Source organism: Burkholderia sp. CpTa8-5 (assembly GCF_017815045.1).
GTDB classification, from domain to species: domain Bacteria; phylum Pseudomonadota; class Gammaproteobacteria; order Burkholderiales; family Burkholderiaceae; genus Burkholderia; species Burkholderia sola.
The window spans coordinates 24,006-43,855 of the sequence record NZ_JAGIQD010000011.1 but is presented as its reverse complement, the minus strand read 5'-3'; the positions used below and the strand labels follow the sequence as shown (position 1 = coordinate 43,855).

Genomic DNA, 19,850 nt, shown 5'->3' with positions numbered 1-19,850 from the left:
TCACTTGCCCGTCGTCGCGGCGGCCGGCTCGGCGGCGCGGCGCTCGAGCAAATCGAGCTGCTCCGAGTTGAAGCGCGCATACGCTTGTTGCCAGTCGGACGGTTGCGCCACCGGCAGCACCTGCACGGCCGTCACCTTGTATTCCGGGCAGTTCGTCGCCCAGTCGGAGCTGTCCGTCGTGATCACGTTCGCCCCCGATTCGGGGAAGTGGAACGTCGTGTACACGACGCCCGGCTGCATGCGCTCGGACACCAGCGCGCGCAGCACCGTCTGCCCCGCGCGCGATTCGATGCCGACCCAGTCGCCGGTGCGGATCCCGCGATCCTCCGCGTCGTGCGGATGGATCTCGAGGCGATCCTCTTCGTGCCACCGGACGTTTTCGGTCCGGCGCGTCTGCGCGCCGACGTTGTATTGCGACAGGATGCGGCCCGTCGTCAGGATCAGCGGATAGCGCTGTGTGACCTTCTCCGGCGTCGGAATGAACTTGGTGATCACGAACCGCCCCTTGCCGCGCACGAACGTGTCGATGTGCATGGTCGGCGTGCCTTCCGGCGCGTGTTCGTTGCACGGCCATTGGATGCTGCCGAGCGCGTCGAGCTTCTCGTACGACACGCCCGAGAAGGTCGGCGTGAGTCGCGCGATCTCGTCCATGATTTCCGACGGATGCGTGTAGTGCATGTCGTAGCCGAGCGCCTGCGACAGCAGCAGCGTGACTTCCCAGTCCGCGTAGCCCGCGAGCGGCGGCATCACCTTGCGCACGCGCGAGATCCGGCGCTCCGCGTTCGTGAACGTGCCGTCCTTTTCGAGGAACGTCGAGCCCGGCAGCAGCACGTGCGCGTATTTCGCGGTTTCGTTCAGGAAGATGTCCTGCACGACGATGCATTCCATCGCCGACAGCGCGGCCGCGACGTGCTGCGTGTTCGGGTCCGACTGGACGATGTCCTCGCCCTGGCAGTAAAGCCCCTTGAAGCTGCCGTCGAGCGCCGCGTCGAACATGTTCGGGATGCGCAGCCCCGGCTCCGGCTGCAGCGTGGCCGACCACGCCTGTTCGAACTGCGTGCGCACGACCTCGTCGCTGATGTGCCGGTAGCCGGGCAGTTCGTGCGGGAACGAGCCCATGTCGCACGAACCCTGCACGTTGTTCTGGCCGCGCAGCGGATTGACGCCGACGCCTTCGCGGCCGACGTTGCCGGTCGCCATCGCGAGGTTCGCGATGCCCATCACCGTCGTCGAGCCCTGCGCGTGTTCGGTCACGCCCAGGCCGTAATAGATCGCGGCGTTGCCGCCCGTCGCGTACAGGCGTGCGGCCTCGCGCACCAGCTCGGCCGGCACGCCCGTCACGTCCGCGGTCGCCTCGGGCGAATTGTCCGCCTGCGCGACGAAGTCGCGCCATTGCTCGAACGCGCGCGTGTCGCAGCGCTCGGCGACGAAGGCGTCGGCCACCAGCCCTTCGGTGACGATTACGTGCGCCAGTGCGTTGACGATCGCGACGTTGGTGCCGGGGCGCAGCTGCAGATGATGCGTGGCCTTCACGTGCGGGCCGTCGACGACGTCGATGCGGCGCGGGTCGATCACGATCAGCTTCGCGCCTTCGCGCACGCGCCGCTTCAGCCGCGAGCCGAACACCGGATGGCCGTCGGTCGGGTTCGCGCCCATCACGACGATCACGTCGGCCTGGCCGACCGATGCGAACGTCTGCGTGCCGGCCGATTCTCCGAGCGTCGTCTTGAGGCCATAGCCGGTCGGCGAGTGGCACACGCGGGCGCAGGTATCGACGTTGTTGTTGCCGAACGCCGCACGCACGAGCTTCTGCACGAGATAGGTTTCCTCGTTCGTGCAGCGCGACGACGTGATCCCGCCGATCGAATCGCGGCCGTACTTCTGCTGCAGCTTGCGGAATTGCGTCGCCGCGTAGGTGAGGGCCTCGTCCCAGCTCACTTCGCGCCACGGGTCGGTGATCTTCTCGCGGATCATCGGCTTCGTGATGCGGTCCTTGTGCGTCGCATAGCCCCACGCGAAGCGTCCCTTCACGCACGCGTGGCCTTCGTTCGCGAGACCGTTCTTGTGCGGCGTCATGCGCACGACCTGCGTGCCCTTCATCTCGGCCTTGAACGAGCAGCCGACGCCGCAATACGCGCAGGTCGTGACGACCGAGTGCTCGGCCTGCCCGAGCTGCACGACGGATTTTTCCTGCAGCGTGGCCGTCGGGCAGGCGGCGACGCACGCGCCGCACGACACGCATTCCGACGCCATGAACGATTCGCTTTCGCCGGCGGCGACGCGCGATTCGAAGCCGCGCGCGGCGATCGTCAGCGCGAACGTGCCCTGCGTTTCCTCGCACGCGCGTACGCAGCGGTTGCAGACGATGCACTTCGACGGATCGTACGTGAAGTACGGATTCGATTCGTCCTTCGTGTCCTTCAGGTGATTGGCGCCATCGAAGCCGTAGCGCACTTCGCGCAGCCCGACCACGCCGGCCATGTCCTGCAGCTCGCAGTCGCCGTTGGCCGGGCAGGTGAGGCAGTCGAGCGGGTGATCGGAGATGTACAGCTCCATCACGTTGCGGCGCAGGGACTGCAGCCGGTCCGACTGCGTGCGCACCTTCATGCCGGCTTCGGCCGGCGTCGTGCACGACGCCGGATAGCCGCGCCGGCCTTCGATCTCGACGAGGCACAGCCGGCACGAGCCGAACGGCTCGAGCGAATCGGTCGCGCACAGCTTCGGGACGTTGACGCCGGCTTCGATCGCCGCGCGCATCACCGATGTGCCGGCCGGCACCGTGACCGGCTGGCCGTCGATTTCGAGCGTGACGTCGGTATCGGCGTACCGTTGCGGCGTGCCGTAGTCGGTCTCGTCGTGCGGATCGCGTGCGTGCGCCTGGGCGGCGCTCTTGCACGCGCATTGGCCCGAGCCGCAGCCGCCTTGGCGGACGTTGTTCGTGTCGAGGGACATGCAGGGCTCCTTCTGGGTCAGGCCGCAGCCTTGACCGGGCCCGACGCGGCATCCTTGCCGGCAGCGAGCCCGAAATCTTCGGGGAAATGGTCGAGCGCGGACAGCACCGGGTACGGCGTCATGCCGCCCATCGCGCACAGCGAACCGGCGAGCATCGTGTCGCACAGGTCGCGCAACAGCGTGATTTGCCGCTCCGACGTGTCGCCGTCGCGGATCCGCGCGATCGTCTCGACGCCGCGCGTCGAACCGATCCGGCACGGCGTGCACTTGCCGCACGATTCGATCGCGCAGAACTTCATCGCGTATTCGGCCAGCTCGGCGAGATTCGACGTGTCGTCGTGCAGCACGATGCCGCCGTGGCCGACCACCGCGCCGATCGCCGTGTACGCCTCGTAGTCGAGCGGCACGTCCCACTGGTGATCGGGCAGGTAGGTGCCGAGCGGGCCGCCGACCTGCGCGGCGCGGGCCGGCCGGCCGCTGGCCGTGCCGCCGCCGAAGTCGAACAGCAGTTCGCGCAGCGTGACGCCGAACGCGAGCTCGACGAGGCCGCCGTGACGGATGTTGCCCGCCAGCTGGAACGGCAGTGTGCCGCGCGAGCGGCCCATCCCGTAGTCGCGATAGAACGCGGCGCCGCGCGCGAAGATCACGGGCGCCGTCGCGAGCGTGATCACGTTGTTGATCACGGTCGGCTGGCCGAACAGGCCCGCGAGCGCGGGCAGCGGCGGCTTCGCGCGCACGACGCCGCGCTTGCCCTCGAGCGATTCGAGCAGCGCCGTTTCCTCGCCGCACACGTACGAGCCCGCGCCTTTCGCGACGTGCAGCTCGAACGCATGCGCGGAGCCCAGCACGTGCTCGCCGAGCCAGCCGGCTTCGCGTGCGCGGACGATCGCGGCTTCGAGCGTCGCGATCGCGTGCGGGTATTCGCTGCGCACGTAGATGTAGCCGACCGTCGCGCCGGTGGCGACGCCCGCGATGATCATCCCTTCGATCAGGCAGTACGGATCGCATTCCATCAGCAGGCGGTCGGAGAACGTGCCCGAGTCGCCTTCGTCCGCGTTGCAGACGATGTATTTTTGCGCGGCGCGGGCTTGCCGCACGGTACGCCACTTGATGCCGGCCGGGAACGCCGCGCCGCCGCGGCCGCGCAGCCCCGACTCGATCAGCGTTTCGCATGCGGCGTCACCGTCGAGCGCCAGTGCGTTCTTCAGGCCGGCGAGGCCTTCGTGTTTCAGGTAGTCGTCGATCGACAGCGGATCGGTCAGGCCGATCCGCGCAAACGTGAGTCGTTGCTGGCGGGCGAGATACGGCAGCGCGTCGACGAGGCCGACACCGCTCGGATGCGCGCCGCCATCGAGCCAGTCGGCGTCGAACAGGGCCGGCACGTCGGCGGCCGACAGGTTCGCATAGCCGACGCGGCCCGCGGCCGTCCCGACCTCGACGAGCGGCTCGAGCCACAGCAGCCCGCGCGAGCCGTTGCGGACCAGTTCGATCGCGACGCCGCGCCGTTCGGCTTCGGCCGCGATCGCGGCGGCGAGCGCGTCGGCGCCGAGCGCCAGCGCGGACGAATCGCGCGGAACGTAGATGCGGGTCGTCATGCGGCCTCCGGCGTGTGGGCGACCGCGTCGGCCAGCAGCGCGTCGAACTTCTCCGGCGTGACCTTGGCGTGGAGCACGCCGTTGACCGTCATCGACGGCGATTGCGCGCACAGTCCGAGGCAGTAGACCGATTCGAGCGCGACGTCGTCCGGCGTGTGGCCCGCGGCCCCGTCGCCGTGCGCGGCGTCGAACCGGCAGCCCGTGCGGGCTTCCGCGTGGGCAGCGAGCGTTTCGCAGCCCATGCTGCGGCACGCTTCGGCGCGGCACATCTGGATCGTCACGCGCGCGGGCGGCGCGGTGCGGAAATGGTGGTAGTAGGTCAGGACGCCGTGCACTTCCGCGCGCGACAGGTTCAGCGCTTTGGCGAGCGGTGCGACGCAGCCCGAAGGCACGTAGCCCGCGTCGTCCTGGATCGCGTGCAGGATCGCGACGAGCGACCGGCCGGCGCGCGCATGGCGCTCGACGAGCGCGTCGGGCGCAGGGGAATTCGGGGACATCGGTTATGCTCCTCCAAAGTCTCATATGCGCTCGGAATTCATATAGTGCGCAGCGTGACTTCGTTCTGATTGATTTTCACCAACGATAAGCGGAAGATTTCGCGGTCGCAATAGGAAATCGGAGTACATAATTGATTCGGATCGAATGCGACGCGTATCTGACCGTGCGCGACACCGAAGGCCGGTCGGCCAGCCTGTCCGACGTCGCGCCGCTGCTGGAACTCGTGGCCGGGACGGGCAGCATCGCTCAGGCCGCGCAAGCCAAGGGGCTGTCGTACCGGCACGCGTGGGGCATGCTGCGCGCGCTGGAGTTGTGCGTCGGCGGCGCGCTGATCGAGACCGCGCGCGGCAAGGGGTCGACGCTGTCGGCGCTCGGGCAGGCGGTCGTCGATGCGCAGCGCCTCGCGCGCAGCCGCCTCGACGGGAACCTGCGCACGCTGGCGGCCGAGGTGGCCAGCGAGCTGAACCGCCGGCTCGCGCAGCGCGACGGGGCCGTGCGCATTCATGCGTCGCACGGGTACGCGGTGGCGACGCTCGTCTCCGCACTCGTCGATGCGCAGGCGGCCGTCGACATCAAATACCGCGAGAGCGTCGAGGCCGTGCAGGCGCTCGCGCGCGGCGAATGCGACCTCGCCGGCTTCCATTTGCCGCGCGGCGCGTTTCGCGCGCAGTGCGCGCAAATCTACCGGCCGTGGCTCGACGACACGCGCCACGTGCTGATTCACCTGACGCGCCGCCAGCAGGGATTGTTCGTTCCCCGCGGCAACCCGAAGCAGGTCCGCGGGCTCGCGGATCTGGCACGCAACGACATCCGCTTCGTCAACCGGCAGCCGGGGTCTGGCACGCGCATGCTGCTCGATCTCGCGTTGCGCGCGATCGGCATCGATCCGGAGCGCATCGACGGCTATGCGTCGGCCGAACTCACGCATTCGGCGATCGCGGCGTTTGTCGCGAGCGGCATGGCCGATCTCGGTTTCGGCGTCGAGCCGGCCGCCCGTCATTTCGGGCTCGACTTCATCCCGGTCGTCGACGAGGACTATTACTTCGCCTGCGAACGCGCGCGGCTCGATGTGCGGCCGCTGGCCGATGTGCTGGCGCTGCTGCGCGACGCACGCTTCGTCGAGCGCGTCGCGCATCTCGACGGCTACGATCCGGCCGCGTGCGGCGCGCTGGAGCACATCGCGACCGGGCTGGCCGGCGGCGACGGCGCGCGCGCGCCGGACGGCAATTCCCGGTAACGCGGCGGCGATCGAATCGCGCTGCAGCAGCGAGGGATTTGCGCTACGCTTGCCGCTCGATCAACGTTCCAACAAGCACGCCGTTCAGGCGTCATCCCGACATGAAATTTTCCGTTCCCCTTGCCGCGGCAGCGTTGACCGCGGGGCTGCTGGTCGTCGCTTCGCCGTTTGCGTTCGCGCAGAATTCCCCGGGTGTGCCCGGCGGCATCCTGAGCGAACAGTTCCGCCTGAACGAACACCCGCAGATGCCGTTCGCGGCGTCGGCGCCGTCGGAGAAATATCAGAGCGGCAAGAAGTCGGCATTGCGCCGCAAGGGTGACCTGGGCGACCCGAACGGCTGCAACCTGAAGTGCCCGATGGATACCCGGTAACGGGCAGGCAGCGTGTCGGCGCCCGAGCGGGGCGCCTCTTCTGCGCCGCAGCGTGATCCACTGACGGACGCTGCGTACGTTCCACCCCGATCTCGCTTGATTCGAGCCCCGCGAAGCCCGTCGCTTCGCGGGGCTCATGCTTTCTGGCGAGCGTTCATGTAATGCGGGATGGACGAAGCGGCCGTTCGCCCGCATGGGCCGCGCCGACAGTGATTAAGGGTTAACCCGTAAATCAGGAAGGATGTCTTCCTCAAACCTGCCTTATTCTTAAGCATCCACCTACATAAACTTCGGTTTGTCGGCGCTGATCAAGGTGTTCACCGCCGAATCAGACAAATCTGGAGGTAGGTCATCATGAAGTCGCTCGTTCAAGCCGTTGTCGTTGCCGCTGCTCTCGTTGCTCCGGTCGTGTCGTTCGCCCAGTCGGGTTCGACGATCACCCGTGCGCAGGTCCGTGCCGAACTGGTTCAACTCCAGCAGGCCGGTTACAACACCGCCCGCGGCGAGGACCCGCATTATCCGGAAGCGATCCAGGCCGCAACGGCGCGTGTCGCGGAGCAGCAGCGCAGTGCGCTCGCACAGGCTCGAGGCGCCGACGCCGGCGGCTACGGTGCGCAGGCGCAGGGCGCATCGGCGTCGGGTTCGCGCGCAATGGGTGTGCGCCCGGCCAGCGCGGAGGAAATGAAGTCGCTGTATCGCGGCAGCTAAGCGGCACCTCGCCCGGTATGGGCGGCGCGGGCCCCGGCGCGGCGATGCGTCGCGCGCTGCCCGAAGCCTGACCACCGGGCCGGCCGCCACCCGGCGCAATCGACGATGGCGCGGGCGCGGCAGAAACATCCGTCACCTCCGGCCGCCGAACACCGGCGGCATTCCGCCCGGCCCGTCCGTGGCTGGGCGCTTTTTCGGAAGGGAAGGCGTGGGGCGTGCGCGTTACGCCGGCAACAAAAAACCCCGCAGACTGGCGTCATGCGGGGTTCGTGCGACGAGCGCGGAATTTGGTGGGGCGGCGGCACTCGCATTGTGGCGTGTAATCCTTTCCTGTATTGGGATTTCATGTATTTTTGAATTGAAGAACCCCCAAAAAAGCCCCCGGCGATGACGCGTTGGTGGTCAGTCCAGATCCGGGAACCAAGCTTTCCGAACCCGCGCGCCGATGCGCTTATCCCGCTTCTCGTAACCGAGCTGGCGCAGGATTTTTCCGATTCTCATGTCGGTTGCGCGATTCAGTCGGCTAGCGTCTAGGCGCAGTGCCTCAGCGGCTACATCGCATATGAGCAGGTATTCTCGCTCGCCCGGCGCGGGCTCGTCGTCGAACCGAGTGGCAGCAGCGCCGTTGAGCCACTGCTCGACCATCGGCAGCCACGGGTCGTCGTTAGCCGGCGCGGCCGCGAACGCAGCGTGTTCGTCCTTGGCAAGGCGTTCGGCTGCCTGCCAACGGATACCGCCGTTCATAAAAAGAGTGCGGCCTTCGGCCCACAGCTGATCTCGATCGCGCATTACCGCGTCTATGTCGACGTTTCCGACGCGTATCGGGAGCCAACGTCGGTTGCCAGTTTCGTCGATCAAAATGCCTTCTTCGTTGCTGGTGCCAATGAAGACCAGGCGACGGGGCACTGTCGTGGCGTGCTCTTTGTACAACTGCCGATACGTATCTTGCGTCGCGGTAATGAATGCCTTGATCGACTCGATTTCGCGCGTGCGCATGCCCTTCAGTTCTGCTATTTCGCCTACGAGGGCGCCCCGCATCTTACGGGCGGTTTCGGCGTCCCGCGTGCCGAGGTCGATTTCGACATACTGATCGGCGTGCGGTACCATCGCCGCGATTGCCGATGACTTTCGCAGACCCTGATCGCCGATGAAGATAGGCACCATATCGGCCTTGACGCCCGGTTCAAGCACGCGGCCCGCGAATGCGGTCCAGAGGTAGAGCGACACGGCGCGCGCGTACGGCGAGTCAGGTACGCTGAAATACACCTCCATGAATCGATCGACGCGCGGTGCGCCATCCCACGACAAGCCGTTCAGCCAGTCAATCGCCGAATCGAATTTCCGCTCGCGGGCAACGAGGTGCACCGCGTCGCGGATCATCTCTCGGCCGATCGGCTTAAAGCCGCCCTGCTCGAGGCGGATGCGGAGCCGTGTGTAGTCCTCGTCAACGAATGGGCGCCACATAGGTGCGTCGGGATCCGACCACGTCAGCTCGTCGCGGAAGGTGTCAAAACGGATGTCGGCGCCGGCAACGTGAGGTGCGCGTAGCGCGAGCTGCGTGTTTCCGATCGTCGCTAGGATCGCACCGGCCTTGTCGTACTTAAATGGCGGTCGGTAGGGCTCCTGCTGTGCGAGTTCGGCCGGCATAGCCGTAAAGTCCCCCTCGATCTGCTCACGCTCCCATTCGTCGTATGCGGCTGGGCTGTATCTCTTTGCCAGTGTATGAAGCGTGCCGATCGTGGCCGCGTCGGAGCGTTCCGTGCTTGCACTGTTCCACACCTTCTCGACCGCGGCGCGGCCGCCGTAAGCGTATTCGGCGGTTGCCGACCATTCGTCGCAAATATCCATGCCTTCGGCAGAGCCGCGGGTTTCATGGTGGACGCCAAATTGCACGTCTCGCCATTCGGCATAGCTCCCGTCTGCGGGAATCATGCCGAGCAGCGCGCGAATTTCGTCAATGCGCGGTGCGGTCGACGGTAAGGCGCGGCCGCGCATATGTTTGGCGGAGATGTCGTCGGTCTGGATATGGGCCAATGCCGCCAGATCGGGAAGCGTGTACGTGCGATCTGTCGCGTAGAGAATGCGCGATGCGCTCGGCGCAGTGGGGTAACCCTTTCTGAGTTTGGACTCGGTCGGCCAGTTCCATGTGCCTGGCACTCGCATGATCCGGTCGCAGTTGTGTGTGTCGGGCCCGTCGAATTCCTTGCCGATAGCCGCGTTGATCTGTTCGTAGTTCGTCGCCCACTCATCGGTCAGCGGCGTTGGCGCGGCAAGCCGGAAAAACGCTTGCAGCCCGTTGCCCGAATCGATGATGAAGGACGCATGCTTGCGTAGACGATCGGCGTGCGGGCCGAGCAAGTGACCGCGCGCCGCGTCGTATGAGCCGAATCCCTTAATGTCTGGATCGCAGTCGCTCCACGCGAATCGCGCCGACGCCATGTCCGCTTTTGCGGGTTTGCGTTCGAAGCACGTAGCGTCGTTAGGTAGCCAATAGATATTGCTCGCGGCAGTGTTGTGCGTGCGCGCATACTCGATCAGTGCATCGGTTTCCGCCGGTACCGCGAAAGTCCGTGCTCGCGGCTTGCTTCCAGCCGCAGCGGCGATGCGGAGCAACATCAACTGACCGCCGTCGGGGCGCGCCAGAGTGACGAACTGACGCAGCACGTCGACGTCCACTTCAGCACGCGGGCGACTCGATTGGTCTTTAATTTCTGTAGGAGTTCTATTCATTAAAGGGCGATTGGCTTAGCCATTGTGTACCTGTTTTACCGGCTCGCCGGCAGCGTAAGGTAGCCGGCGCTCACGTGGCCAACCCGCACATGCGTTTCAGTTTCTTGTTCGCGTTCGGCAACGTGCCGCCGACCTTCGACAAGGTCAGCCCTACGCAGTGTCCGCTGAGGTGCCATTCGACGGCTTGTTGCGCACGTCGGCCACCTCCAGGGCGATGAGTTACGCGATTGTCCGGTTCGATGATCGCGTCCGGCAGGCCGCGGTCCTCGAGGGGACCGTAGGGCATTTCGATCGGATAGACCTCGGTGCGGATGCCGTCTTGAGCGCTGACAATGCGCCACGCAACAACGGTTGTTACTCGAACGCAGTGTTCCTCGTCGAGCACGCGCAGCGCGAGCGTGCCGGCGGCGGCTGGAATAATCGTCGCTTCGCTCATGCTGCCACCTCGTCAGTTTGTTGCGCGCGATAGCCGTTGGGATCCGCGAACCAGCGATGAATTTCACGGTTCGGCCAAGCCACCGAATAGCTACCGAGCTTGACCCGTTTCGGAAAGCGGCCGGCACGTTCGCGATTTGTGACCGAAGACAAACACAGCGGAACGAATTGCTTCAGTTCACCCCATCGCGTGTAGCCGTCCAGGGGGAGCGTCAATGGTGAGGTGCTGCGGTCTGCGGCCATTTGTTTCGCCTTGTGGTGCGTTGAGATAGCCGCATTTCAACGTGCCGCGCATAGGTCTGACAACCCTGTAAGGCTGTGCCGTACACCCCAAAATGTCCTGGTATTGCGTACATACCTTGACACCCCGGACGCGCATGTTTGACAAGGCGATGCGGGAATCGAATTCGAAATATGAGGCGTTCGAAGACAGTGGATGTTGTTTTCTGATGTACAGCGCAGCCTTACAGCGATTTGCTGCGAAAGTGCAAGGTTTTGCTATCCGTGATCGAGTTTCGGGGAGGGTGTTTTATCTGGGCTCGCATTTCGGGTCAAATCTTGCGTATTTGCCGCTTCCATGCTGTGTAGAGGGGAGACTCTAAATTGCCATTCCGGGTGAGCGGATGCGGCGTGCCGGGCGATCGCGTTGCTACCACCGGTTGATGAGGCTACAGAGGTAGGCAACGCGCCGGGCCTTATTCAGCGGGCCTGTTGCCTCTGTTGCCTCTGTTGCTACCTCTTATAAATAAAGGGTGGAAAAGAGTAGCTTGCAAGAGCGCGCAGCAGTACGGGGGAGTTTTGCAACTAGAGGTAGCAACAGGCAACAGTGGCAACACTTCCACCAAACCCGCGCCAAATAAGGCGTCCGGCATGTTGCCACCGCATGGCGGCGTCGTGGAGGTAGCAACGCTGGCCGGAATAAACCAAGCACCAAATCGCGAAAAACATCCTACTCGTAGAAAACAGCGCGTTCGGCAATACGCCCGTGGCAGGTAGCGACGGAGTGTGAGTTCGCTACCTGCGCAGCAAAGTGCTGAGAAATACCAAGCACAGCCGCCGCGACATGCAGAACCGTCTTCACATTCGCGTGACAGCGGTAGCGAGCGCGGCCGTCGCACCCCTATTTCGGTCACTTGGCCCGACATCGACGACTTAGGCCCATCGCGAGCCGCTGCCCGCAGCACCGACCATGATCTATTGAAATCCCCATTGGCGATTTCAACTCGCTGCTCGGCGCATTGCTAGGCGGACGTTACGCGTTGTGCCACTCGCCCAGACCGCACGTAGCTACCCGGTTGGCTACCCGATGTCGATCCAGCAGGCCGCGCGGTCGTGAGTCGTAAGCATGCGCGGCATCGCGCGGGCACCTTGGCGCCGGCGTCCGTGTTGCGCACGACGCTCTGCGTCGCGACGCCGCTCACGGCTCGCGAGGAGCGCGCACAGCCGCCGCGGCATCCCCAGGTCGATCAGCATCCGCGCAAGCGCATCGTGGCCCGACAGCGCGCCCAACCAGTGCGCGGGCGACAGCCATTCGGGGACGGTCGACACGCCGACACGCCGACGAGCGCGATCGCGACACCCGTCGACAGCGTCGCGTCGAGGCCCGACCCGAGCACCGCGCTGTCGGTAACGAGCACGAGTGCGCCGACAGCGGCACCCGCACGCCAAGCCGCGCCACCCGGGTCCCGGGTCCCGGGCCCCGTGCACCTCGCGCAGCAGGTTCGGTGCGACGAGCCGCAACGGCGTCGCGCGCCAGCCGCTCGCCGCCCGCCGCGGCGATCGCGCACGCCGCGGCGGACAGCCCGCACACGAACAGCAGCGGCACCGATGCGGCGCCCGCCAGTGCGGGCACGAGCATCGCCGCGAGCGGGCCGAGCTGTGCGCCGCTGATCATGCCGAGCAGGTCGGGCCACGCGGGCGGATTGCGCGTGAGCGACTCGAACAGCGCGCTGGCGATGCCGAGGCTGCCGCCCGCCACGACGGCCGCCACGACGGCCGCCACGACGGATCAGCGCTGGCGAGCGCAAGCACCTGGTGCGCGTGAAGCGGTCGAGCCGCAAGCGGCCGACCCGCGCGACGACGGACTGAGAAACGCAAGATTCCGCGCGCCAAACGACGCACGATCCTGCATGACCGTATGCGCATAGTGATATGCCACAAACGCAAGATTCCGCGTCGCGCTGATGCGACGCTGAACGAATGCCTACACAGGAGCCGAGCATGGCAGCAACGAACATTTATATGAGGGACGCGACACGTAGCCGGCTGCAGGCATGCGCCCTGTTGCGTGGGACGTCGATGGCGTGCGTTGTGGAAGACGCACTCGCCGAATTCATCGAGCGCCACGGACTTCTGAAAGGCGGCGAATGGCGGATCCGGCCGGACGCGGGTCACGCGTGGTGCCGCGCGACGGCAGCGCAGGCCGACGCGGCTCGCGTAATGGATTGGGATGTCGAACTGGTGGAGGATTGATCGATGGCCGATATCCGACTGATCGAAGCGCAACTCGCGGAAGCGCGACAGCAGACCGCCACGGCGCAGCGGCAACTCGAGGATCGACTGCTCGAGAACAACGGTGCAGAGGACGAGGAAACGGCGTCGCTGCGTGCTGTCGCTGATCTGCACCGGTCGCGCGAAGCGTCGCTCGTCCGTGTGCACGCGGCCGCGCAGCGCGCCAACACCGCCGCCGCGCTCGAAGCGCGGCACCAGGAATCGCAGAACGGCGTGCGCGCGGCTCGCGCTCTGGAACGTCGCTACGTCAACGCGGCGAAGGCGCTGGAAGCCGCGCTCGAGGCGGTTGCTATCGCGCGCAGCGAGTTCCTGCAGGTCGACGCCGAACTGCACACGGCGATCCGCGCTGTCTGCATGAATCCGGAGCTGAACGATGCGCAGACGTCCGGGCTATACGTGAGTGGCACTCGCGCATGGATTTCCGACCAGGCCGTGCGGACGTACGTCAGGTCGATGTTCGACGAAGATCGGCGACCCGACAGCCTCGGCGCCGTCGCAGCGAGGCACATGCAGCAGACGATCGTGCGCCTCGAAGACGCGGCCGCATATCGGAAGCCGAGCCGCCGACCGCCGTACATCATCGACAGCGAAACCGCGCTGCGATCGGCCGCGGAGGATGTTCAGTGACCACGAACCGTCGATCGTTGCCCCCGAATGCAGGAAAAGGGCGTAAGCCTGGCGTCCCGAATAAGACAACACAGGCGTGCCGCGACGCGCTCGTCGAGGCGTTCGACAAGTTGGGGGGCGTGGCCGCACTGGTGAAGTTCGGCAAGGCAGATCCGGCCGCCTTCTACAAGATTTGGAGCAAGTTGCTGCCGCGCGAAATCAAGGCCGAAGTGACAGACATGACGCGCGAGGAACGTCTCGAACGGCTGAAAGAACTGATCGGTGTTGGGAGCGCACATGGTGAGGATTGACGCGGATCGCCTCGAGCAGTTGACCGATGCCGAGCTCAGCCAACTGGAGCAGCTTCTCGCGCCGCGGCTTGATGCGCCGATGCTGATCGTCGGCGAGCGCGAGGACCGGCGTGCTCGCGTGGCCGCATATGTCGCTGAGCATGCCTGCATGCCGGAAACGACTGTCGTTATCAGGAGATTCACGTGACGATTCTCGATGCGGTCCGTGCATTGCCGGCCGGCGAACAGGAAGAAGCGCTCGAACTGCTCGCACCGCCGGCACGCGCAAAAATTCTCGTGCTGCGACGTGGTGAGGACCGGGACGCGGAGGTTTCGGCCTACGTCGAGCGTCACGGATATTTGCCGCCATTCGTTGTCGAGCTCGACAAGGTCGACCGATTCGTGACGCACGTATGGGGCGTGAAGGATGGAAAACCGCCGCTCGTCCACATTGTCGATCTCACGGGCTGGCGGTTCCCGTACGAAGGGTTTCCCAAGGAAGTTTGATATGGATACCGAACAGCAATCCGCACCCGTCGAGAAGACGCTCGAGGAACGCGCCGCGGCGTTCTACTCGAACACCAAGTTCCCGGGCGCGGCCGAGACGCCGCGCGCGCCGGTCGAGCAGCCGAAGGCATGGAACGCCGCGGAGAATCTGCGCCTCAACGACGAGCAGCGCACACCGCAGGCCGTCGACCAGGATGCGCTCGCGCTCGTTCGCAACGATCGAGAGCGCAAGTTCTACGGCGACGAGGGTGCGCACGGCGTGCTGTACGACGAGCTGACCGGCTCCGGGCAATGGGGGCAGGAGCTCGTGGCCGCGATCGACGACGGCTTGGGCGGAACGATCGATCGCAAGGAGTTCGCGGCGATCGTCGCCGACCACGGCGGCAACCAGACCGACGTGCGCGAATTCCTCGCCGACGCCCGGCTGTTTGCGCAGGCTTGGCCGGCGCTGCCCGAGGCCGACAAGCAAGCCCACCTTGCCGATGCCGTGCAGGGCATGAAAGAGACCTTCGGCAGCGATTGGGAGCAGGCGTGGGACGCCGCGAATGCGCTCGCAAAGCGCGACCCCCGCGTCGCTAAGGTGCTCGTCGAGACGGGCCTCGGCGCCGATCGCAAGACGGTCATCAAGTTCGCGCAGGAAGCGCTCCGGCAGCGGGCCGCAGGGAAGCTGAAGTGATGACCTCGGCGATCAGCTGGCGCGAGGTGCTGTTTGACCTGCATTGCGTTGGTTTGCCGCCGAGGGCCGTGTTTCGGGAGATACAGGGTGCGATTTCGCTATCGATGCTGCGCAGTTATGGCCGAGGGACGGCCGAGCCGTCTCACGTGCGCGGCGAGCTGATCCTCGATCTCTGGTGCGAAAAGACGGGCAAGCGCCGCGAAGACGCGCCACGCCGGCCGCTACGTAGGCCGTAAGAGCAAGAAATACGCGGAATGAAACTGAGCCGAAAACTAAATAAGGACTACATATGACTGTCACATCGAGTATTCAGGACGTTAGCTACGCTACCGACGGATCAACCGTCGATTTCCCCACGGTCTTCTACTTCCTTGACGCGAACGAGGTTTTCGTCGACAAGATCGACGCAAACGGAGCGCTCACATCGCTCGTGTTCGGTACCGACTATTCGGTGAGTGGCGCCGGAGTGGAAAGCGGCGGCGCAGTCGCGACGAATGTCGCATATGCGTATGGGTCAACGCTTCATATCTACCGCCAGGTTCCGGTGACGCAAGAAACCGAATACCAGCAGAACGATCCGTTCCCCGCGAAGGCAACCGAAAAAGCGCTCGACAAGCTGACGATGATCGCGCAGCAAGTGAGCGCGGTTGCTGTCAACTCGATCCGCTATCCGCTTTCCGAATACGGAACCGACGGCACGTTGCCGAAGAAAAATGATCGGGCAGGAAAGGTACTGGCGTTCGACAGCACCGGCCAGCAAACGCTGGTGCCGCTCCCCGCAAGCGTCGGTGCCGGCGATCTGAAAAACGAAGTTTGGACCGATGGCATCGACTACACGGCCGGCACTTCAAGCAGTGTCAGCCTGTCGCGAGCGTACGGCGCGAAAGCCAATCTCGGCATCGTCGTCATGGCCGGTGTTTCGCAAGATCCCGCGAGCTACTCGCTCACCAATGGCGGCATGACGCTGCAGTTCGACGCGGTGATCCCCCTCGGCGTGTCGCGCATCTGGTGCGTTGGCGGGACGACCCTCTCGCTCTATCTTCCGCCAGACGGGTCGGTCGGCGATGATCAACTGGCTTGGGGGAATATCCTTAATCGCAACGTCGACGCGATTGCAGCGCTTCGCGCGCTGGACTCCACTGTCCATAAACGCGCGTTCGTGACGGGGTATTACGCTGCCGGTGACGGCGGTGGTGGCGCGTACTACCTTGACCAGAGCGATACCACGAGCGCAGACAACACGGGCACTATCATCGTTGCGAACGATGGTGCTCGATGGAAACTGCGGGTGACGAATTCCGTCAGCGTCAAGCAGTTCGGCGCGACCGGCAGCGGCACGTCCGGATTCGACGATTCTGCCGCTATCCAGCGCGCAACCAACTGGGCCGCTGCCGCGGGAAAGACGCTGTTCTTCCCCGCTGGAACCTATCGTCTCAGGTCGTTCGTGACATGGCCGGCCGGAACGAAATGGCTCGGCGAACCGGGAACGCACGTCTATCTTGACCCGGCGATGACGTTGGGCATCAATATCGGCGGCCTCAACCGCGGGTTGTACAACGTCGGCGCCGGTTCTCTTTCGCTCGAGGGGATCGTTTTCGAAAGCGTAAAAACGGGGCTCACTCAATCGGTGTCGGTGGCCGTGGAAAACACCGTAGGCGTTCGAATTACCAACTGCACGTTCCGGAACTTTGGAGACGCTACGCATTACGCACAAGGCTTTATCGCGTTCCAAACGACGGATATCCGTCTGCTGAACAGCCGCTTTTATAACTGTTCCGGCGACGGTGCGGCGCTCGCGAGCAATATCGTCAATTTCAATGTCTCCGGGTGTGAATTCTCGCAAAACGGGGATTGGGGTTTGGCACTCTCCGTTGGCGTCACGCAAGGCGCGGTCCAAGGGTGCATGTTCACCGGCAACGTTGGGACAGCGGTTGGTGCGGATCGTTGTACCGATGTGGCATTTATCGGAAATACAATGGTTAATAATTTGCACGGTGTGCGCGTGTGCAAATTTGGGGCAACGCCGGACGTCAATCGAAACATTACGATTTCGGGAAACAACATTGTCAACGCCGGCGCTATCGGTATTTCAATTGAGCAGGCCGGGGATTTCAACACCGGCGCCAATGCCAATATCGCGGTAACCGGAAACACGATCACGGGGTCGGGCGGCCAAGGCATCAACGTGAACGATTCGACCGATGTCGCCGTGGTCGGAAATGCGGTTTTCTCGACCGTGAGTGAGGCCGTTCTCCTGAACGCATTTACCGCCGGGTGGGAGACTGGTCGCATCACCGTCAGCGGAAACAAGATCGATACGTGCGCCTACGGCATTCGTCAGCTCACCGGAGGTGGTACGGCGTCGCGCTCGACCGTGGTCGGCAACGACATTACCGGCGCCTCGGTCATGGCGACGAGTTTCCCCAATCCCGCGCTCGTGGATTACATCGACGGCAACAGCAGCACGAGCTATTTCGATCTCTCTAAAACAATAAATGTCCCGTCCGGGAGTATGGCGACCACTGCATCATCGGGCGGAATCGCGCTGCCGGCACAAGTTTGGCAGTTCCTACCGATCTATGTGGGCGGGGCCCTCAAGAAGATCCCGGTATACAACGCGTAACAGCAAATGCATGGGCGACGTGATTTACACGATTCACGTCGTCCGCTCGGCCATATCTCCTACCTATATAGAGGAATCCAAATGAAGAAGATCCTGATCGGCGCAGTGCTCGCGCTGACGACAGTCGCGCACGCCGCAACGAAGGTTCCCGTGCAGATGCTCGACACGAGCAGCTCGACGAACGGGCAGGTCATCGTATCGCCGGGGCCGTCCGGCGCTGCTGCGTGGGGTAGCGTTTCGGTCGGCGCGCTGGCGCCTATGGCGGCGAATACGGTGCTCGGGAACTCGCTCGGCGCGACAGCTACGCCGACCGCTATCCCGATGCCGAGCTGCAGCGGATCGAACAACGCGCTGCGCTGGACGTCCGGTACTGGCTTCACGTGCGCGAGTTCGATCGCACTGACGTCAAGCGGCCTGAATCAGTTTGCGGCGACGACCTCGGCACAGCTGGCCGGCGTGATTTCGGACGAGACGGGCAGCGGATCGCTGGTGTTCAACACTGCGCCGACGCTCGCCGGCACGGTGACGGTGACAGGCTCGACCGGCACCGCGTTGCAAGTCACGACGAGCGGATCGAGTCACGCATTGCAGATCACCGACACGGGCGCGGGCGGTGCGACGCTGACCCTTGCCGGTAACGGCGCCACGTCGCCGTCAAAGACACTTCGCGTCGCGAACGGCTGCTTCCAGCTCATCAACAACGCCTACAGCCAAGCGCTCGCCACGATGTGCGAAGACGGAAACCTGACCGTCACGGGCGCACTCGTGCCGTCCACGACTGGCGGTATCGTCGGTACGACGACGAACAACAACGCGAGTGCGGGGAGCGTGGGCGAGTACCAGGCCATTACGGGATCGGCAGCATCATTGACGTCTGGCACTTACACCGACATCGCAACGCTCACGCTGTCGGCGGGTGACTGGGACGTAGAGGGCAGTATTGGTTTTGCAAATTCTGGCGCCACTACGAACGCTTTTGTTGGCGGTTTGAATACGGTCGCGAATGCGAATCCAAACAGCACGCCGGGAGTTGGATTTACCGTGTCGAACTCGGCCGGAAGTTCTACGTACCTGTCGACGCCGGTGGTCAGGTTCAGCCTTGCGTCCTCCACGACTGTTCGCTTGGGTGCACAAGCGAACTTTACCGGCGGAAGCGTAACAGGCACCGGCATGCTTCGAGCTCGACGGGTGCGTTAAGCCCGTGCAGCGGGATCGGCTCCCAAGCCGCGCTTTCCGATCAGCAGGCCGCGCAGTCTACGGGAGACAGGCGGCGGCCTGTTCTCGAGCAGCACGCGCGGCTCGTTCTAGTCGCTCGGCGGTCTGTCGTCGTTCGATCGCGCCGGTAATCCGCGCTGTGCACCATGCCGTGATGCGTGCCGGCTATCGCCAGATCGGCGCTCGCGCGCGATAGCCGGCGCCTCACTAAACGCGGTCAGCGAACCGGGCCGAAGGTCACGGCCGCATCGTACATGCTGACCAGGCTCGCGATTCCACCGCTACCGCACACCTGCACGTGCACGAAGTAGCGCTTACCGACGCGAATGAGATTGTTCGCGCGCTGTCGGTCAACATTCGATAGCCGGCCGATGTTCGTTGGCACGGACCATTGGGTTCCATTCTTGTCAGTGAATCGAAACGTTTCGAGGGTGCCGCCGCTCGGTGTGAACTGGATGCCCTCGACGGTGACGGGCCCGATGAATTGCGTGCAGTTGTCGCCGGGACGGTCGTAAACTTCGTCCATTTCTTCGAGCGCAGCGAGGCGCTCTACGGCCGTCGATTTACCCGTGAGATCCTTTGCTTGCCAGGTCGTGACAAGGCGCGCATGCGCGTTGAATGACTGCGCGTCGGCCGTCGCCGACAAGATCATAGCCGCGCTCACGCACGCGGCGAATGCAAAGCGTCTAGTTGAATTCACAGCGCCCCCGTTTCGTTGTTGTGGTTCGGCGCATTCTAACGCGCGGCATGCCTGCCGGCGAGCTACGCTCAAGTTGTGTCAGGGGTGGCTGTACACGTCGTACAGAGTTGCCTAACATACTGATTTTGTTGCAATTTTGCTTTCGTTTGCCCTATACTGAACCCGTCGATGCAAACAACGTCGGCCGGGTTTAGCA

Annotated in this window: 19 protein-coding genes and 1 pseudogene; 12 read left to right on the top strand and 8 right to left on the bottom strand. The window is 64.4% G+C overall.

Features of this window, described 5'->3' with window-relative positions:
• From fdhF to J8I35_RS18310, 3 genes are read right to left on the bottom strand one after another with little or no spacing between them, the layout of a single operon-like run.
• Positions 1–2,952, bottom strand: a complete 2,952-nt coding sequence (gene fdhF, locus J8I35_RS18320) for a formate dehydrogenase subunit alpha (RefSeq protein WP_050011554.1) — start codon at positions 2,950–2,952, stop codon at positions 1–3.
• Positions 2,953–2,969: 17 nt separating this feature from the next.
• A complete protein-coding gene (locus J8I35_RS18315; protein ID WP_124595023.1) occupies positions 2,970–4,547 on the bottom strand; it encodes a formate dehydrogenase beta subunit in 1,578 nt (525 codons plus the stop codon).
• Entirely contained in the window at positions 4,544–5,044 is a 501-nt protein-coding gene (locus J8I35_RS18310) for an NAD(P)H-dependent oxidoreductase subunit E (protein ID WP_089488256.1), read from the bottom strand. Before J8I35_RS18310 ends, J8I35_RS18315 begins: the two co-directional genes overlap by 4 nt.
• 131 nt (positions 5,045–5,175) lie before the next feature.
• Between J8I35_RS18310 and J8I35_RS18305 the strand changes: the two genes are divergently transcribed.
• The 3 genes from J8I35_RS18305 to J8I35_RS18295 all read left to right on the top strand — a co-directional run bounded on the left by J8I35_RS18305 (position 5,176) and on the right by J8I35_RS18295 (position 7,361).
• Positions 5,176–6,282: a substrate-binding domain-containing protein gene (locus J8I35_RS18305; RefSeq protein WP_124629891.1), complete on the top strand. Its 1,107-nt coding sequence runs from the start codon at positions 5,176–5,178 to the stop codon at positions 6,280–6,282.
• Between the two features lie 101 nt (positions 6,283–6,383).
• Entirely contained in the window at positions 6,384–6,653 is a 270-nt protein-coding gene (locus J8I35_RS18300; RefSeq protein ID WP_050011550.1) for a hypothetical protein, read from the top strand.
• Positions 6,654–7,007: 354 nt separating this feature from the next.
• Positions 7,008–7,361 (top strand): DUF4148 domain-containing protein, encoded by a 354-nt coding sequence (locus tag J8I35_RS18295; protein ID WP_050011549.1) that lies wholly within the window; start codon positions 7,008–7,010, stop codon positions 7,359–7,361.
• Between the two features lie 402 nt (positions 7,362–7,763).
• Here the strand turns inward: J8I35_RS18295 and J8I35_RS18290 are convergent, their stop codons facing one another.
• The 4 genes and pseudogenes from J8I35_RS18290 to J8I35_RS18275 all read right to left on the bottom strand — a co-directional run.
• Positions 7,764–10,037: a VapE domain-containing protein gene (locus tag J8I35_RS18290; protein ID WP_209926469.1), complete on the bottom strand. Its 2,274-nt coding sequence runs from the start codon at positions 10,035–10,037 to the stop codon at positions 7,764–7,766.
• A 124-nt stretch (positions 10,038–10,161) separates the two neighbouring features.
• Positions 10,162–10,527 carry a hypothetical protein gene (locus J8I35_RS18285; RefSeq protein ID WP_175978912.1) on the bottom strand — a complete coding sequence of 122 codons (366 nt, stop codon included), beginning with the start codon at positions 10,525–10,527 and terminating at the stop codon, positions 10,162–10,164.
• Positions 10,524–10,769 (bottom strand): AlpA family phage regulatory protein, encoded by a 246-nt coding sequence (locus J8I35_RS18280; RefSeq protein WP_209926467.1) that lies wholly within the window; start codon positions 10,767–10,769, stop codon positions 10,524–10,526. Before J8I35_RS18280 ends, J8I35_RS18285 begins: the two co-directional genes overlap by 4 nt.
• 1,121 nt (positions 10,770–11,890) lie before the next feature.
• Positions 11,891–12,519 (bottom strand): annotated as a pseudogene (locus tag J8I35_RS18275) (iron chelate uptake ABC transporter family permease subunit); the annotation flags it as partial.
• Positions 12,520–12,746: 227 nt separating this feature from the next.
• Here J8I35_RS18275 and J8I35_RS18270 point away from each other — a divergent pair.
• The 9 genes from J8I35_RS18270 (at position 12,747) to J8I35_RS18230 (ending at position 18,936) form a co-directional block, all read left to right on the top strand.
• Positions 12,747–12,998 carry a hypothetical protein gene (locus J8I35_RS18270; protein WP_157727002.1) on the top strand — a complete coding sequence of 84 codons (252 nt, stop codon included), beginning with the start codon at positions 12,747–12,749 and terminating at the stop codon, positions 12,996–12,998.
• 3 nt (positions 12,999–13,001) lie between these two features.
• Positions 13,002–13,664: a hypothetical protein gene (locus J8I35_RS18265; RefSeq protein ID WP_209926466.1), complete on the top strand. Its 663-nt coding sequence runs from the start codon at positions 13,002–13,004 to the stop codon at positions 13,662–13,664.
• A complete protein-coding gene (locus J8I35_RS18260; protein ID WP_175978916.1) occupies positions 13,661–13,954 on the top strand; it encodes a hypothetical protein in 294 nt (97 codons plus the stop codon). The genes J8I35_RS18265 and J8I35_RS18260 overlap by 4 nt, the downstream gene beginning before the upstream one ends.
• The gene (locus J8I35_RS18255; protein ID WP_175978917.1) at positions 13,941–14,141 is read left to right on the top strand and encodes a hypothetical protein; all 201 of its coding nucleotides are present in this window, start codon (positions 13,941–13,943) and stop codon (positions 14,139–14,141) included. The genes J8I35_RS18260 and J8I35_RS18255 overlap by 14 nt, the downstream gene beginning before the upstream one ends.
• The gene (locus J8I35_RS18250) at positions 14,138–14,440 is read left to right on the top strand and encodes a hypothetical protein (protein ID WP_209926464.1); all 303 of its coding nucleotides are present in this window, start codon (positions 14,138–14,140) and stop codon (positions 14,438–14,440) included. Before J8I35_RS18255 ends, J8I35_RS18250 begins: the two co-directional genes overlap by 4 nt.
• 1 nt (position 14,441) lies before the next feature.
• Positions 14,442–15,116 carry a hypothetical protein gene (locus tag J8I35_RS18245; RefSeq protein WP_209926462.1) on the top strand — a complete coding sequence of 225 codons (675 nt, stop codon included), beginning with the start codon at positions 14,442–14,444 and terminating at the stop codon, positions 15,114–15,116.
• Complete coding sequence (locus J8I35_RS18240; protein WP_209926460.1) at positions 15,116–15,352, top strand: hypothetical protein; 237 nt, start codon at positions 15,116–15,118, stop codon at positions 15,350–15,352. Before J8I35_RS18245 ends, J8I35_RS18240 begins: the two co-directional genes overlap by 1 nt.
• Positions 15,353–15,405: 53 nt before the next feature.
• Positions 15,406–17,739, top strand: coding sequence for a right-handed parallel beta-helix repeat-containing protein (locus J8I35_RS18235; RefSeq protein WP_209926458.1), 2,334 nt, complete (start codon positions 15,406–15,408; stop codon positions 17,737–17,739).
• 81 nt (positions 17,740–17,820) lie between these two features.
• Positions 17,821–18,936: a hypothetical protein gene (locus J8I35_RS18230; RefSeq protein ID WP_209926456.1), complete on the top strand. Its 1,116-nt coding sequence runs from the start codon at positions 17,821–17,823 to the stop codon at positions 18,934–18,936.
• A 235-nt stretch (positions 18,937–19,171) separates the two neighbouring features.
• Here the strand turns inward: J8I35_RS18230 and J8I35_RS18225 are convergent, their stop codons facing one another.
• Positions 19,172–19,606: a hypothetical protein gene (locus J8I35_RS18225; protein WP_209926455.1), complete on the bottom strand. Its 435-nt coding sequence runs from the start codon at positions 19,604–19,606 to the stop codon at positions 19,172–19,174.
• Between the last annotated feature and the right edge of the window lie 244 nt (positions 19,607–19,850).

Excerpts from the sequence above, each read along its gene's own strand:
- J8I35_RS18225 (WP_209926455.1), bottom strand. The coding sequence starts at position 19,606 with ATGATCTTGTCGGCGACGGCCGACGCGCAGTCATTCAACGCGCATGCG.
- J8I35_RS18265 (WP_209926466.1), top strand. The coding sequence starts at position 13,002 with ATGGCCGATATCCGACTGATCGAAGCGCAACTCGCGGAAGCGCGACAG.
- J8I35_RS18315 (WP_124595023.1), bottom strand. The coding sequence starts at position 4,547 with ATGACGACCCGCATCTACGTTCCGCGCGATTCGTCCGCGCTGGCGCTC.
- J8I35_RS18280 (WP_209926467.1), bottom strand. The coding sequence starts at position 10,769 with ATGGCCGCAGACCGCAGCACCTCACCATTGACGCTCCCCCTGGACGGC.
- J8I35_RS18310 (WP_089488256.1), bottom strand. The coding sequence starts at position 5,044 with ATGTCCCCGAATTCCCCTGCGCCCGACGCGCTCGTCGAGCGCCATGCG.
- J8I35_RS18235 (WP_209926458.1), top strand. The coding sequence starts at position 15,406 with ATGACTGTCACATCGAGTATTCAGGACGTTAGCTACGCTACCGACGGA.
- J8I35_RS18245 (WP_209926462.1), top strand. The coding sequence starts at position 14,442 with ATGGATACCGAACAGCAATCCGCACCCGTCGAGAAGACGCTCGAGGAA.
- J8I35_RS18285 (WP_175978912.1), bottom strand. The coding sequence starts at position 10,527 with ATGAGCGAAGCGACGATTATTCCAGCCGCCGCCGGCACGCTCGCGCTG.
- J8I35_RS18255 (WP_175978917.1), top strand. The coding sequence starts at position 13,941 with ATGGTGAGGATTGACGCGGATCGCCTCGAGCAGTTGACCGATGCCGAG.
- J8I35_RS18240 (WP_209926460.1), top strand. The coding sequence starts at position 15,116 with ATGACCTCGGCGATCAGCTGGCGCGAGGTGCTGTTTGACCTGCATTGC.
- J8I35_RS18295 (WP_050011549.1), top strand. The coding sequence starts at position 7,008 with ATGAAGTCGCTCGTTCAAGCCGTTGTCGTTGCCGCTGCTCTCGTTGCT.
- J8I35_RS18270 (WP_157727002.1), top strand. The coding sequence starts at position 12,747 with ATGGCAGCAACGAACATTTATATGAGGGACGCGACACGTAGCCGGCTG.
- J8I35_RS18230 (WP_209926456.1), top strand. The coding sequence starts at position 17,821 with ATGAAGAAGATCCTGATCGGCGCAGTGCTCGCGCTGACGACAGTCGCG.
- fdhF (WP_050011554.1), bottom strand. The coding sequence starts at position 2,952 with ATGTCCCTCGACACGAACAACGTCCGCCAAGGCGGCTGCGGCTCGGGC.
- J8I35_RS18300 (WP_050011550.1), top strand. The coding sequence starts at position 6,384 with ATGAAATTTTCCGTTCCCCTTGCCGCGGCAGCGTTGACCGCGGGGCTG.